General features: G+C 62.8%; 12 protein-coding genes. 9 read left to right on the top strand and 3 right to left on the bottom strand.

Annotated elements, in window-relative coordinates:
- Positions 1–22 precede the first annotated feature (22 nt).
- The 5 genes from creB to DNK10_RS03495 all read left to right on the top strand — a co-directional run bounded on the left by creB (position 23) and on the right by DNK10_RS03495 (position 4605).
- A complete protein-coding gene (creB, locus tag DNK10_RS03515; protein ID WP_131179590.1) occupies positions 23–700 on the top strand; it encodes a two-component system response regulator CreB in 678 nt (225 codons plus the stop codon).
- Between the two features lie 31 nt (positions 701–731).
- Positions 732–2153 (top strand): two-component system sensor histidine kinase CreC, encoded by a 1422-nt coding sequence (gene creC / locus DNK10_RS03510; protein WP_131190592.1) that lies wholly within the window; start codon positions 732–734, stop codon positions 2151–2153.
- Between the two features lie 128 nt (positions 2154–2281).
- A complete protein-coding gene (locus DNK10_RS03505; RefSeq protein ID WP_131179588.1) occupies positions 2282–2719 on the top strand; it encodes a CBS domain-containing protein in 438 nt (145 codons plus the stop codon).
- A 186-nt stretch (positions 2720–2905) separates the two neighbouring features.
- Entirely contained in the window at positions 2906–4258 is a 1353-nt protein-coding gene (gene creD, locus DNK10_RS03500; protein WP_131190591.1) for a cell envelope integrity protein CreD, read from the top strand.
- Positions 4259–4302: 44 nt separating this feature from the next.
- Positions 4303–4605 (top strand): hypothetical protein, encoded by a 303-nt coding sequence (locus tag DNK10_RS03495; RefSeq protein ID WP_131190590.1) that lies wholly within the window; start codon positions 4303–4305, stop codon positions 4603–4605.
- Between the two features lie 127 nt (positions 4606–4732).
- On the opposite strand, the gene DNK10_RS03490 is transcribed toward DNK10_RS03495, so the two are convergent.
- Together DNK10_RS03490 and DNK10_RS03485 are read right to left on the bottom strand one after the other, a co-directional pair.
- On the bottom strand, positions 4733–5440 hold the full coding sequence (locus DNK10_RS03490; RefSeq protein WP_131190589.1) for a 3'-5' exonuclease: 708 nt from the start codon (positions 5438–5440) through the stop codon (positions 4733–4735).
- The gene (locus DNK10_RS03485) at positions 5437–7368 is read right to left on the bottom strand and encodes a putative nucleotidyltransferase substrate binding domain-containing protein (protein ID WP_131190588.1); all 1932 of its coding nucleotides are present in this window, start codon (positions 7366–7368) and stop codon (positions 5437–5439) included. The genes DNK10_RS03490 and DNK10_RS03485 overlap by 4 nt, the downstream gene beginning before the upstream one ends.
- A 232-nt stretch (positions 7369–7600) precedes the next feature.
- On the opposite strand from DNK10_RS03485, the gene DNK10_RS03480 reads away from it, so the two are divergent.
- Together DNK10_RS03480 and DNK10_RS03475 are read left to right on the top strand one after the other, a co-directional pair.
- The gene (locus tag DNK10_RS03480) at positions 7601–8641 is read left to right on the top strand and encodes a glycoside hydrolase family 5 protein (protein WP_131190587.1); all 1041 of its coding nucleotides are present in this window, start codon (positions 7601–7603) and stop codon (positions 8639–8641) included.
- 84 nt (positions 8642–8725) lie between these two features.
- Entirely contained in the window at positions 8726–9769 is a 1044-nt protein-coding gene (locus DNK10_RS03475; protein ID WP_131190586.1) for an acyltransferase family protein, read from the top strand.
- Positions 9770–10221: 452 nt separating this feature from the next.
- On the opposite strand, the gene DNK10_RS03470 is transcribed toward DNK10_RS03475, so the two are convergent.
- Positions 10222–12399 carry a malate synthase G gene (locus tag DNK10_RS03470; RefSeq protein WP_131190585.1) on the bottom strand — a complete coding sequence of 726 codons (2178 nt, stop codon included), beginning with the start codon at positions 12397–12399 and terminating at the stop codon, positions 10222–10224.
- A 314-nt stretch (positions 12400–12713) separates the two neighbouring features.
- Here DNK10_RS03470 and DNK10_RS03465 point away from each other — a divergent pair, with 314 nt between their 5' ends.
- Together DNK10_RS03465 and DNK10_RS03460 are read left to right on the top strand one after the other, a co-directional pair.
- Entirely contained in the window at positions 12714–13160 is a 447-nt protein-coding gene (locus tag DNK10_RS03465) for a GNAT family N-acetyltransferase (RefSeq protein ID WP_131190584.1), read from the top strand.
- A gap of 23 nt (positions 13161–13183) precedes the next feature.
- Positions 13184–13702, top strand: a complete 519-nt coding sequence (locus tag DNK10_RS03460) for a glycine cleavage system transcriptional repressor (protein WP_131179579.1) — start codon at positions 13184–13186, stop codon at positions 13700–13702.

The raw sequence follows: 13702 nt of genomic DNA, 5'->3' as shown, positions 1-13702 counted from the left end.
CCGAGCCGCAAGGATGCCAATCATGGCGACCATCCTGATCGTCGAAGATGAAGCCGCAATTGCCGATACCCTGGTGTATGCCCTGCAAGCCGAGGGGTTCACTACCCGCTGGTCGACCCTTGCTGGAGAGGCGTTGACCCTGCTGGAGCGTGAGCCCTTCGACCTGGTGATTCTCGATGTCGGTCTGCCGGATATCAGCGGCTTCGAAGCCTGCAAACGGCTGCGGCGCTTTTCCGAGGTGCCGGTGATGTTTCTCACCGCACGCAATGATGAGATCGACCGCGTGGTGGGCCTGGAAATCGGCGCCGACGATTATGTGGTCAAGCCCTTCAGCCCGCGCGAAGTGGCGGCACGGGTCAAAGCCATTCTCAAGCGGGTCGGCCCTCGCGAGGCTGCCACGAAGACGGTCGGTGGGCCGTTCCGGATCGACAACGAGCGGGTGCGTATCGATTACCACGGCCATACCCTGAGCCTGACTCGCCTGGAGTTCCAACTGCTGCAATGCTTGTTGGGGCAACCGGAGCGTGTGTTCAGCCGCGAGCAGCTGCTCGATGCCCTGGGCGTGTCGGCAGATGCCGGCTACGAACGCAATATCGATAGCCACATCAAAAGCCTGCGCGCCAAGCTGCGCCAGGTCGCGCCGCAGGCAGAGCCGATCCAGACGCACCGTGGCCTGGGCTATAGCCTGAAGCTGGAGTAGGTCAGATGCCCACCTCCCAGGAGTTTCGCTGATGCCGCTCGGGGTACGTATTTTCCTGGTGTATTTCCTGTTCGTCGGTTTGTCCGGCTGGTTCGTGCTGAGCACGGTGATGGATGAAATCCGCCCCGGCGTGCGCCAGTCCACCGAGGAAACCCTGGTCGACACCGCGCACCTACTGGCGGAAGTCCTGCGTGAAGACGTCAAATCAGGTCACCTGGCCCAGGGACGATTGCCCGAACTGCTCAAGGCCTATGGGCGGCGTCAGCCCCAGGCGCAGATCTGGGGTGTGCCGAAGAACCAGGTCAATCACCGCATCTACGTCACCGACGATCAGGGCATCGTGCTGCTCGACTCCAGCGGCCTGGCGGTGGGCCAGGATTACTCGCGCTGGAACGATGTCTACCTGACCCTGCGTGGTCGCTACGGCGTACGCTCGACCCGCGAAGATGCCAGCGATCCGGATTCCTCGGTGATGTACGTGGCGGCACCCATCGTCGACGACGGGCGCATTCTCGGCGTGGTGTCGGTGGCCAAGCCGAATCGCATGCTGCAGCCCTATATCGAACGCTCACAGCGGCGTCTCGGCTGGTTGGGGGCCGGGCTGATCGGCCTGGGTTTGCTGATCGGCGGGCTACTCAGCTGGTGGCTCAGTGGGTCGCTGCGCCGCCTGACCCGTTATGCACAGGCTGTCAGCGAGGGGCAGCGGGCCGAATTGCCCCAGGTACGCGGCGGTGAACTCGGGCAACTGGCCCAGGCGGTGGAACGCATGCGCACCGAACTGGAGGGCAAGGCGTACGTCGAGCGCTATGTGCACACCCTCACCCATGAATTGAAAAGCCCGCTGGCGGCGATTCGCGGTGCGGCCGAGTTGCTGGAAGCCGATATGCCCGAGGCCCAGCGCCAGCGCTTCGTGGCCAATATCGTGGAGGAGAGCGAGCGCCTGCAGAACCTCGTCGAGCGCTTGCTGCACCTGGCTCAGGTCGAACAGCGGCAGGGCCTGGAAGAACGAGTGGCGGTGGCGCTGCAGCCGCTGATCGACAGCCTCGTGCAGGCACAGATGGCGCGTATCGAACGCGGCGGCGTACGTGTGGACAACCAGGTGGCGGCCGCCCATACGCTGCTCGGCGAGCGCTTCCTGCTCCGTCAGGCGCTGGCCAACCTGCTCGACAACGCCCTGGATTTCACGCCGCCGGGCGGGCTGATCCGGTTTTCCAGCGAGAGCGGTGATGCTCATCTGCAGGTACGTCTGTTCAACCAGGGGGCGGCGATTCCAGATTACGCACTGCCGCGCCTGACGGAGCGCTTCTACTCCCTGGCGCGGCCGGCTACCGGGCGCAAGAGCACCGGCCTGGGGCTCAATTTCGTACAGGAAGTGGCCGAACTGCATGGTGGTACGCTGCTGATCGGCAATGTCGACGGTGGCGTCGAGGTGTGCTTGAGTTTTCCGCGCTGATTCCCCGGCAAGCGATTTCCGACCTGCAGCAATCACCTCGCGACGACTGTTTTATCCCCATGATACGGGCGCGTTGAGTTTGGCTATGCTGAGCTGATCGCCAATCGACCGGTACAGGAAGAACGCGCATGAAAAAGACCGTGGCAGATGTGCTGAAGGGCAAGTCCTACACCGATGTATACAGCGTCACCCTCTCCACCTCGGTATTCGACGCGGTGAAGCTGATGGCCGAGAAAGGTATCGGTGCACTGGTGGTGCTCGAAGGCGAGCGTCTGGCTGGCATCGTCAGCGAGCGCGATTACGTGCGCAAGATCGTCGTGCTGGAGCGCTCGGCGACGGATCTCAAGGTCAGTGACATCATGACCGCCAAGGTCATCACCGTATCGCCCAAGGAGGACAGCCAGCGCTGCATGGAGCTGATGACCAGCGGCCGCCTTCGCCACCTGCCGGTGGTGGACGACGGCCAACTGGTCGGCCTGTTGTCGATCGGTGACCTGGTGAAGGACATCATTAGCGCCCAGGAAAACCTGATCCAGCACCTGGAGCAGTACATCCGCGGTGAGTAATGCTCACTGTCGCGAGCAGCCAATGATCACGTAGCTGCCTTGCCGGCGAATCGCCGGCAAGGGCTAGGCCTCCTACGATCGAGCCGCTGTTCGCACAATTGCCACACAATCTCCATCTTCGCTCCACGCTGCCTCCACGGGGCGTGGCCAGACTGCGTGCATCCCAACTGCACGGAGCGCTGTGCCATGAACCGAAGCCTGTTCCTGAAACTGGGCACCATTGCCCTGCTGATTCTGTTGTTGATGATCCCTCTGCTGCTGATCGATGGCCTGGTGAACGAACGTCAGAGCCTGCGCAATGACGTGTTGCGCGACATCGCCCGCAGTTCCAGTTACCAGCAACAGATCACCGGGCCGATCCTGGTGGTGCCCTACAGCAAGACGGTGCAGCAGTGGAAAACCGTAGCGGGTTCCAGCGAGCGCTATCTGGAGAAAGGCGTCGAGCTGGGGCGCCTGTACTTCCTGCCGGAGCGTTTTGCCCTCGACGGCGATGTGCGTACCGAGCTGCGCTACCGCGGTATCTACCAGGCACGTCTGTATCACAGCGACAGCCAGGTCAGTGGCGAATTCAAGGTGCCGGCCCATTACGGCGTCAGCGATGTCGAGGCCTATCGGTTCGATGATCCCTTCATTGCCGTCGGCATCAGCGATGTGCGCGGGATCGGCAATGACCTCAAATTGCAGCTCAATGGTGCCAGCCTGAGCTTCGAGCCGGGCAGTGGTGACGACCGTTTCGGCAGTGGTGTGCACGTACCGTTACCGGCGCATGATGGCCGCGACGAGCAGACCCTGGTCTTTGCCTTCGACCTGAAACTGCAGGGCACCGAGCAACTGAGCATCACCCCGGTCGGCCGCGAAAGTCAGGTGACCCTGCGTTCGGACTGGCCGCACCCGAGCTTCGTCGGCGAATACCTGCCGAGCCAACGCGAAGTGACCGAACAGGGTTTCACTGCCAACTGGCAGACCAGCTTCTTCGCCACCGACATGCAGGAAGCGCTGAGCGCCTGCGTCAGCGGCTCCTGCTCGGCGATGCAGAATCGCGTGTTCGGGGTGAGCTTCATCGAGCCGGTGGATCAGTACCTCAAGGCCGACCGGGCGATCAAGTACGCGCTACTGTTCGTCACCCTGACCTTCGCCGTGTTCTTCCTCTTCGAGGTGCTCAAGCGCCTGGCCGTGCACCCGGTGCAGTACGCCCTGGTGGGCCTGTCGCTGGCGCTCTTCTACCTGCTGTTGCTGTCGCTTTCCGAGCACCTGGGTTTCGCCATCGCCTATGGATTGTCCGCCCTGGGCTGCGTGGCGCTGAACACCTTCTACGTCAGCAGCGTGCTGCGCAGCTGGTCGCGAGGCGGTGCCTTCGGCGTGTTGCTGGCCGCCTTGTACGGGCTGCTCTACGGCTTGCTCGGCGCCGAGGACTACGCCCTGCTGATGGGTTCGCTGCTGGTGTTCGGCGTGCTGGGCTGCGTGATGGTGCTGACCCGCAAGCTCGACTGGTATGGCGTGGGCCGTCCGGCTGCCAGCGAAACCGTGGTCACCCCCTGACACCCTGCCGGGGCGTGCCAAGCGCATGCCCTCTGGAGATCGATATGCGACGCTTACTGCAATTTTCCGCCTGTTTCGCTCTGGGGCTCTGTATTGCCGGCGTGCTGCTGATCGGCATGATGTTCGTCGGCCGCTTCGACTGGATCGAGCTACTGATGCTCAGCGGCTGGCCCTTCGCCCAACTCGGTTTGCAGGCGTTGCCGGCGCCATTCTGGAACGCCCTGAGCGGGGTGACCGATGCACCCGCGAACACCACCGTACAGTCGTTTCTGCAACTGTGCGTGGCGATGATGCAGATCGCCCTGCTGTTCGCTCTGGGCTTCTTCCGCCTGTGGTACCGGCGATGAGCGGGTGCGTCGGGCTGCGCGAAGAGCGCCGCGCGGGACGGCAACTGGCGCGCAGCATTGCCCTGTTGTTTCCCGCGCCTTGCCCGGTACGCCGCGATGGCAACGCAGGCCGTTTTTCAACGGCCTGTTAAAGCGATGGCGCCTGCTGCCGTCGGCGCCATCCGGCCAGGCGTTTTTCCAGGGCCTTGAGGCTGTCGATCTGCTGTTTGCGGGCGCGGCTGAACAGGATCAGCGCCAGTTCGGCGGTCACCAGGGCGTCGGCGCTGGCGTGGTGACGTTGTTGTACCTGCAGGCCGAAATGCTTCGTCCAGTCGTCCAGACCACCGTTGCGGATTTGCGCCTGGGGGCAGAGCAGGGGCGCCAGTTCGGCGACGTCGAAGAACGGATGGCGCAGGCGCAGGTTCAGGGTGTCCTTCAGGGCGCGGCCGAGCATGCGCTTGTCGAAGCCGGCGTGGAAGGCCAGCAGCGGGCTGTCGCCGAGAAACTCCATGAACGCCAGCAGCGCTTCATCCGGTTCGATGCCGGCGGCGATGGCGCTGGGCGCCAGGCCGTGGATCAGAACGCTGGCGCTGACCTGATGATCGTCACGGTACAGGGTGCATTCGAATTGCTGGCCGAGCTGGATGGCGCCGTTGTCGATGACCACGGCGCCAATCGACAGCACCTGGTCGCGCTTCATGTCCAGCCCGCTGGTTTCCAGGTCGAGTACCACCAGGCGCTGGCGCGTCAGTGGTGTGTCGTCAGGCGCTGCCGGCGCGGGTAGCGCGTCGCGACGGCGTTGTTGTTCGGGAGGCAGGGTTGTGTGGCGGCGGGTCAGCCAGGTGAGTGCATTCATAGCTGATAGCGTAGCGTCAGGCTGCTTTGCAGGCGCTGGGCCTGACGAAAGGATTCACGGAGGATGCGTCGATCCAGATGGTTGAGGCTGTCCGGGTCGAGGCGGTTGGAGTACGGCTGGGACTGGCGCGCCTGCAGTTGGTGCTGTTGCAGGCGAGTCTGCTGGATGAAGTGATAGGCCTCTTCATAGGCGGCGCCATCCAGCGGATCGATCACCCCGCGGCCGATCAGCTCACGCAGGCGCTGCTGGGTATTGCAGGTCTTTATGCCATGGGCCAGAGCCAGCAGGCGGGCGCCGTCGACGAAGGGGGTCAGTCCCTGGGATTTCAGATCCAGGGTGTCTTTCTCGGCACCGCGGCGGGCCACCACGAAATCCCGAAAGCGCCCAACGGGTGGCCGCTGGCGCAGGGCGTTTTCGGCCATCATGCGCTGGAACAGGCTGTTATCGGCAATCTGCCCGAGCAATTCGTCGCGCAGTTTTTCGCAGCCACTGGCATCGCCCCACACCGCGCGCAGGTCGAAGTAGATGGTCGAGGCCAGGAGGTTTTCCGGCGAGGCTTCGCGCACGAAACCGGCGAAGCGTCGCGACCACTCCTGGCGCGACAGACACAGCTGCGGGTTGCCGGCCATGATGTTGCCCTTGCACAGGCTGAACCCGCAGTGTGCCAGGCGCTGATTGATTTCCATGGCCAGGGGTAGCAGGCGGCCACGAATCGCCGCCGCCTCTGCGCCGTCTGTCGCCTCGAAGAGAATGCCGTTGTCCTGGTCGGTATGCAGGGTCTGTTCGCGGCGCCCTTCGCTGCCGAAACACAGCCAGGTGAAGGGTATGCCTGGGTCGCCCAGCTCCTCGAGGGTCAGTTCGATCACCCGGCACACGGTGTGGTCGTTGAGCAGGGTGACGATATGGGTGATCTGGCTGGCACTGGCGCCGTGGGCGAGCATGCGGTCGACCAGTTGGCGTATGTCTTCACGCAGCGCGGCGAGGGTTTCCACGCGGCCGGCGTGGCGGATGGTACGCGCCAGGTGCACCAGATCGACACGCTGCAGGGAAAACAGATCGCGCTCGGAGACCACGCCACACAGCTGGCCCTGTTCCACCAGGCAGACGTGGGCGATATGCCGTTCGGTCATGGCGATGGCGGCATCGAAGGCGCTGGCGCTCGGCGGCAGATGGAACGGCGCCTGGGTCATCAGGCTGCTGATCGGCTGCTCCAGCGAACTGCCATCCGCCACCGCGCGGCGCAGGTCACGCAGGGTGAAGATGCCTTGTGGGCGCAGGCCAGGGTCTACGATGACGATGCTGCCGACCTGTTGCTCGTGCATCAGCCGCACGGCCTTGCGCAGTGGCATCTCCGGTGCGCAGGAAATCGGCTGGCGCATGGCCAGCTCGCCGAGGCGGGTATCGAGCGAATATTGCGAGCCGAGGGTTTCCACTGCGCGCATCTGCACCTGCTGGTTGACCTGATCGAGCAGGCTGCTGACGCCGCGCAGGGCGAAATCCCGCAGTGACGTGGACTGCGCGAACAGGCGGACGAAGGCCGCCTTGTCGAGCAACAGGCAGAAGGTGTCTTCGGCGGCCAGGTGAGCGGTACGTGTCGCCCGCTCGCCGATCAGCGCGGCCATGGGAAAGCACTCGCCGCTGGTGATCTCGAAGGTGGTTTCCGTGCCGCGCCGTGCCGAGTGAGGACGCTGGCCGTGCACACGCCCTTGTTTGACGATGTAGAGGTGCTGAACCGGGCCATCGTCCGGGTGGACGATGGTGTCGTCCTCGCCATAGAAGCGCAGCTGACAATGCTCGACCAGGTAGGCGAGGTGGGCGGTATCCATCTGGTTGAAGGGCGGAAACTTCTGCAGAAACTCCATGGTGCCGTGGATGTTCTGCCGCACCGCGGTCTTGCCGGCCTGGACGAAGTCGTCCGCTGGTTTCATCGCTCGTTTCCTTTTTGTTCTTGTGGCGACATGGTGGCGGCCTGGGGCAGGAATCGACATAGGACGTAAGTCTAGGGTCTGTTCCTGCCACCTGCTTTTTATCGATTGTCACGAGATTGCAGCGGCCTGTCGTGAACCTCTGCGGTTGTTTGGCGTCCTGTTTTGTCTGGGACGTATTTTTAGAGCATCCGGATGGTTTCATTTTCGTTCCGGATACAGAGGAGAAGCATCAATGAGTGGCAACCTTCCTGGCCGGGTTCTGGCCCTTGGGCTTGGCATCATCCTGAGTTGCAGCGCCAGCGCGCAGCAGAAGCCCATCGAGCTTATCGGCATCAACGTGGCCGGTGCGGCATTCGCCAGCTCGCACATTCCCGGCAAGCACGGTACCAACTTCTTCTTCCCGCCACCCGGTTACTACACCAAGTGGCAGCAGAAAGGCATCAGCTGGATACGCTTCTCCATCCAGTGGGAGCGTCTGCAGCCCGAGGCCAACGGTGAGTTCGACGAGAGCTATGCCAGGCTTATCGACAAGACCCTGGCCGAGGCTCACCAGAGCGGTATCGAGGTGATGCTCGATGTCCACAACTACGGGCGTTACTACGGCAAGGTGATCGGTACCGACGACGTGCCAATCTCCGCCTATCAGAACCTGATGGAGCGTATCGCCGCACGTTGGGGCGACAATCCCGCGGTGTATTCCTATGACCTGATGAACGAGCCCTACGGTGCGGCCAACACGTTCTGGCCAGCGGTGGCTCAGGCAGGCATCGATGGGGTGCGCAAGCACGATTCGCGCAATGCCGTGTACGTGGAGGGGGCGCAATACTCCTCGGCGACCCAGTGGCCCAAACTCAACGATGCCTTGCTGGATCTGAAGGATCCGGCAGACAACATCGTCTATTCCGCGCATATGTACATCGATCCTGACAGCAGTGGCAGTTACCAGCAGGCCCTGGCCGCCGACCTCGATCCGCAGATCGGCGTCAAGCGCATCGAGCCCTTCGTCAACTGGCTGATCAAGCACAACAAGAAGGGCCATATCGGCGAGTTCGGCGTGCCGGCCGAGGACGAGAGCGGCCTGGTAGCGCTGGATCACACGCTCGCCTACCTGCAGAAGCATTGCATTCCCTTCACTTACTGGGCGGCAGGGCCGTCGTGGGGCAAGCACAAGCTGTCGATCGAACCGATCAAGGGCGAGGATCGCCCGCAGTGGGCGGTGCTACAGAAGTACCTGGGCGGCGGTAACTGCGCCAGCATCGGCCCGGGAACCTGAGCCTCGGCTCGATGCTCTGATCGGCGTGGCGGCATTCGAGTCGCCGCCACCTTCCACGCTGGACTTCATCTCAAGGATGCACGCATGACAAACCGCAATCTGTGGGTGGATTACGCCAAGGCCGTCGGCATCCTGCTGGTGGTCTATGGCCATGTGGTGCGTGGCCTGCTCAACGGTGGAATCATCACCGAGAACGTGGCCTTCCATGAGCTGGTGGACAGCATCATCTACACCTTTCACATGCCGCTGTTCTTTTTTCTGTCCGGGCTGTTCTTCTGGCATTCGCTGAACAACCGCGGCAGCGGTGGGCTGTTCTGCAACAAGATCGATACCATCTTCTATCCCTTCGTGCTCTGGTCGCTGCTGCAAGGCAGCATCGAAGTGGTGCTGGCGCGCTATACCAACGGCGGTGTGGGGATGGGCGAAGTGCTCGCGCTGCTGTGGTCGCCACGGGCGCAGTTCTGGTTCCTGTATGCGCTGTTCGCCGCCTTCTGCCTGGCGATTCTGCTCTATCGCCGTTTTTCCACCCGGGCCTTCCTGCCGTTGTTGGTACTCAGCGCGCTGTTCTACCTGCTGCAACAGTGGACGCCACGTGTCGCGGCACTGGTGTTCCTGGCGCAGAACTTCGTGTTCTTCGCCCTGGGCATCTGGTTCAACCAGATCCGTGACGGCATCGAGGCGCGCGCCTCGGCATTCGCGCTGGGCAGCGGCCTGGCCTTCGTCGTGGCGCAGTATCTGTTCCACGGCCCGCTTGGCCTGACCTATGCGGATCGTGGTGCGGCCTCGCTGGTCGTGGCCTTCATCGGCATTCTGTTCAGTGTCAGCCTGTGCATGGTGCTGGCGCGTCGACCGATGGATTGGGTGCTGACCCTGGGTGCGCTGTCAATGCCGATCTTCCTCATGCATATCCTCGCTGGCAGCGGCATGCGTGTGATGCTGAGCAAGTTCCTGGGCATCAACGACGACACCCTGCATATCGTCGCAGGCTGTCTGGCCGGGGTGCTGCTGCCGATCATCGCGGCGAAGTTTCTCGAAGCGCTCAACATCAATTGGCTCTACGAGACACCCAAGCGTTTCTCCGTTTACCGCTGGCAGCAGCGCCGCGTTGCGGTACAACCGGCAGGGTGACGCGCACAGTTTCGTAGGATAACTTAGGCGCCTGTTGTATATGGGAGCGTGTGGTGATTTCCGTGGCGCCGTAACCCAACCATTGGCGCAACGCCGACTATCGTCTGGCGGGTTACACGACGCGTCGAGAGCTGTGTTGTTTGGACGTCATGGGACATTGCGTCGCTAACCTGCGCGGCCCGACCCACCCTACGGGTTGTGCGCGGTTCCGTAGGGTGGGTTAGGCGCCTGTTTATATGGGAAGCGTATGGTGATTTCCGCGGCGCCGTAACCCACCATTGGCGCAACACCGGCTGTCGCCTGGTGGGTTACGCGACGCTTCTAGAGCGGTGTTGTTTAAAGTCGCGAGGCATTGCGTCGCTCACCTGCGCGGCCCGACCCACCCTACGGGAGGGTCTTCTGATCTGGAAAAAGAAAACCGCCGAAAGGCGGTTTTCTCTTTTCGCGGACGTTTAACGCGCCAGGCTGGCTTTCAGCTCGCGGCGGCGGCGGTGCAGCACCGGTTCGGTATAGCCGTTGGGTTGTTTGCTGCCTTCGAGCACCAGCTCCAGGGCCGCCTGAAAGGCGATGTTGCCGTCGAAGTCTGGCGCCATCGGGCGGTACAGCGGGTCGCCTTCGTTCTGCCGGTCGACCACTGGAGCCATGCGCTTGAGGCTTTCCAGCACCTGCGCCTCGTTGACCACGCCATGGCGCAGCCAGTTGGCCAGCAACTGGCTGGAAATACGCAGGGTGGCGCGGTCTTCCATCAGGCCGACGTCGTTGATGTCCGGCACCTTGGAGCAGCCGACACCCTGGTCGATCCAGCGCACCACGTAACCGAGAATGCCCTGGGCGTTGTTGTCCAGCTCGTTGCGGATTTCGGAGGCAGACCAGTCGGTGCTTGGCGCCAGGGGAATGCTGAGGATTTCATCCAGCGAGGCCGGCGTGCGCTTGGCCAGTTCGGCCTGGCGCGCGAACACGTCGACCTTGTGGTAGTGCAGCGCGTGCAAGGTGGCGGCGGTCGGCGAGGGCACCCAGGCGGTGTTGGCACCGGCCAGCGGGTGGCCGATCTTCTGCTCCAGCATCGCGGCCATCAGGTCGGGCATGGCCCACATGCCCTTGCCGATCTGGGCGCGCCCCTGCAGGCCGGTGGCCAGGCCGACGTCGACGTTGTTGTTCTCGTAGGCGCTGATCCACTTCTCGCTTTTCATGGCCGCCTTGCGCACCACGGCGCCAGCTTCCATGGAGGTGTGGATTTCGTCACCGGTGCGGTCGAGGAACCCCGTGTTGATGAACACCACGCGCTCGCTGGCGGCGGCGATACAGGCCTTGAGATTGACCGTGGTGCGCCGCTCCTCGTCCATGATGCCGACCTTGAGCGTATTGCGTGGCAGGCCCAGCACCTCTTCGACACGGCCGAACAGTTCACTGGTGAAGGCGACTTCTTCCGGGCCATGCATCTTCGGTTTGACGATGTACACCGAGCCGGTGCGGGTGTTGGCGCGGCTGGTGTTGCCATTGAGGTTGTGCAGTGCGGCCAGGCTGGTGCACAGCGCATCGAGAATGCCTTCCGGCAGCTCGTTGTCATTTGCATCGAGCACCGCCGGGTTGGTCATCAGGTGACCAACGTTGCGCACGAACAGCAGACTGCGTCCGTGCAGGGTCAGCTCGCCGCCATCCGGACGGGTGTAGACGCGATCCGGGTTCATGGTGCGGGTGAAGGTACTGCCTCCCTTGCTCACCTGCTCGCTCAAATCGCCCTTCATCAGGCCCAGCCAGTTACGGTAGACCAGGGTCTTGTCGTCGGCGTCGACAGCGGCCACCGAGTCCTCGCAGTCCATGATGGTGGTCAGCGCCGACTCCATCAGCAGGTCTTTCACACCTGCGGCATCGGTGCTGCCGATCGGGCTGCCGGCGTCGATCTGGATTTCGAAATGCAGGCCGTTGTGCTGCAGCAGAATGGCGATGGGCGCGCTGGCATCGCCCTGGAAACCAACCAGTTGGCTGGCGTCATGCAGCCCACTGATTTCGCCTCCCGCGAGGCTGATCAACAACTTGTCGCCTTCGATGCGATAGCCGATGGCGTCGGCGTGGGAGCCGGTCGCCAGTGGCGCGCTCTCATCGAGAAAGGCGCGGGCGAAGGCGATGACCTTGTCGCCGCGGATCTTGTTATAGCCCTTACCCTTTTCGGCGCCGGCCTCGAAGCTGATCGCATCAGTGCCGTACAGGGCGTCGTACAACGAGCCCCAGCGTGCGTTGGAGGCGTTCAGGGCAAAGCGCGCATTCATCACCGGCACTACCAGTTGCGGGCCGGCGAGGCGGGCGATTTCGTCATCGACGTTTTCAGTGCTGGCCTGTACTTGAGCCGGCTGCGGCAGCAGGTAACCGATTTCTTCCAGGAAGGCTTTGTAGGCGGCCGAGTCGTGCGGCTTGCCGGCCCGGTCGCGGTGCCAGCCATCGATCTGCGCCTGCAACTGGTCGCGCTTGTCGAGCAGGGCGCGGTTCTTTGGTGCCAGGTCGCGGAATACGGCATCGGCACCGGCCCAGAAAGCATCGGCACTGACACCGCTGCCGGGAATGGCTTCGCTATTGATGAAATCGAACAGCACCTTGGCGACCTGCAGGCCACCGACTTGAACACGCTCAGTCATCTCTCGCCTCTCTGCTTCGCTTAGCCACTGTATCGGCAGGGAACCCTCGGTGCTGCGCAGACAGACCATTGTCGGGGGGCCGTTGTTGACGGCTGCCCGGGTCGATGCGGCTTGTCTGGAGATGCTTCGTGAGCGGGGTTTTCCACAACCAGCAGGACTGGGGTTGAATTCATGTAGTGGTTTTTAACAGATACTACATGAACGAATCGGGAAAAACAGTCCAGAAATGGTCGGCGCTACCTTGGTCGTACTCCGGTCGCAAAGCCGCCGTGACGGAACTGCCTATACTGCAGACCATCTGCGAGGAATCGAACATGTCGATACGCGTCGCCGCAACTGCCGATCTCGACGACCTGGTGCCGCTGTTCGTGGCCTACCTGGATTTCTATGCCGTGGACAAGGCCGCATCAGAGGTGCGCGACTTTCTGGCGACGCGCCTCGAGCGAGGCGATTCAACGCTGTTCATTGCCCGTGACGAGCAAGGTGGCGCGCAGGGGTTCGTGCAGCTCTATCCGCTGTACGCCTCGCTGGCATTGCGCCCGAGCCTGTTGCTGAGCGACTTGTACGTTGCCGATCAGGCGCGTCGGCAGGGCATTGGCGAGCAGTTGCTGGACGCCGCCCGGCAGTATGCACTGAGCACTGGCGCCTGCGGCTTGCAGCTGGAAACGGCAAAGACCAACCTGGCGGCACAATCCTTATACGAGCGCCTCGGCTATGTCCGGGATGCGGTTTACCTTACCTACTGGCTCGACCTGAGTTGAGCAGCAACGACGAGGACGTGAGCATGGATCATCTGATACTGACCGTTATCGCCCAGGATCAACCCGGCCTGGTCGAGCGTGTCGCCCAGTGCGTGGCGAAGCATGACGGCAACTGGCTGGAAAGCCGTATGTCGCGGATGGCGGGGCAATTCGCCGGCATCCTGCGGGTGGACGTTCCGGCGGCTTCCCACGGCGCGCTGATGGAGGCACTGAACGAGCTGAGTGCCCAGGGCATTCGTGTGCAACTCGCTTCGGCTGGTGCCGAGCCGGATTGCACCTGGAAGTCGATCCATCTCGATCTGCTGGGCAATGATCGACCGGGTATCGTGCGCGATATCACGCGGCTGCTGGCGGATAACGGTGTCAATCTGGAAAGCCTGATCACTGACGTGACGCCCGCGCCCATGAGCGGCGAACCGCTGTTTCACGCACAGGCTATTCTGGCGGTACCTGAAGGCCTGCCGCTGAGTGCGCTGCAGACATCGCTGGAAACCTTGGCGGACGATCTGATGGTGGAGCTGAAGTTGCGGATGGAGGAGTAG

It is taken from the genome of Phytopseudomonas daroniae (assembly GCF_004327275.1).
GTDB lineage: Bacteria > Pseudomonadota > Gammaproteobacteria > Pseudomonadales > Pseudomonadaceae > Aquipseudomonas > Aquipseudomonas daroniae.
This window is presented reverse-complemented; position numbering and strand designations above follow the sequence as displayed.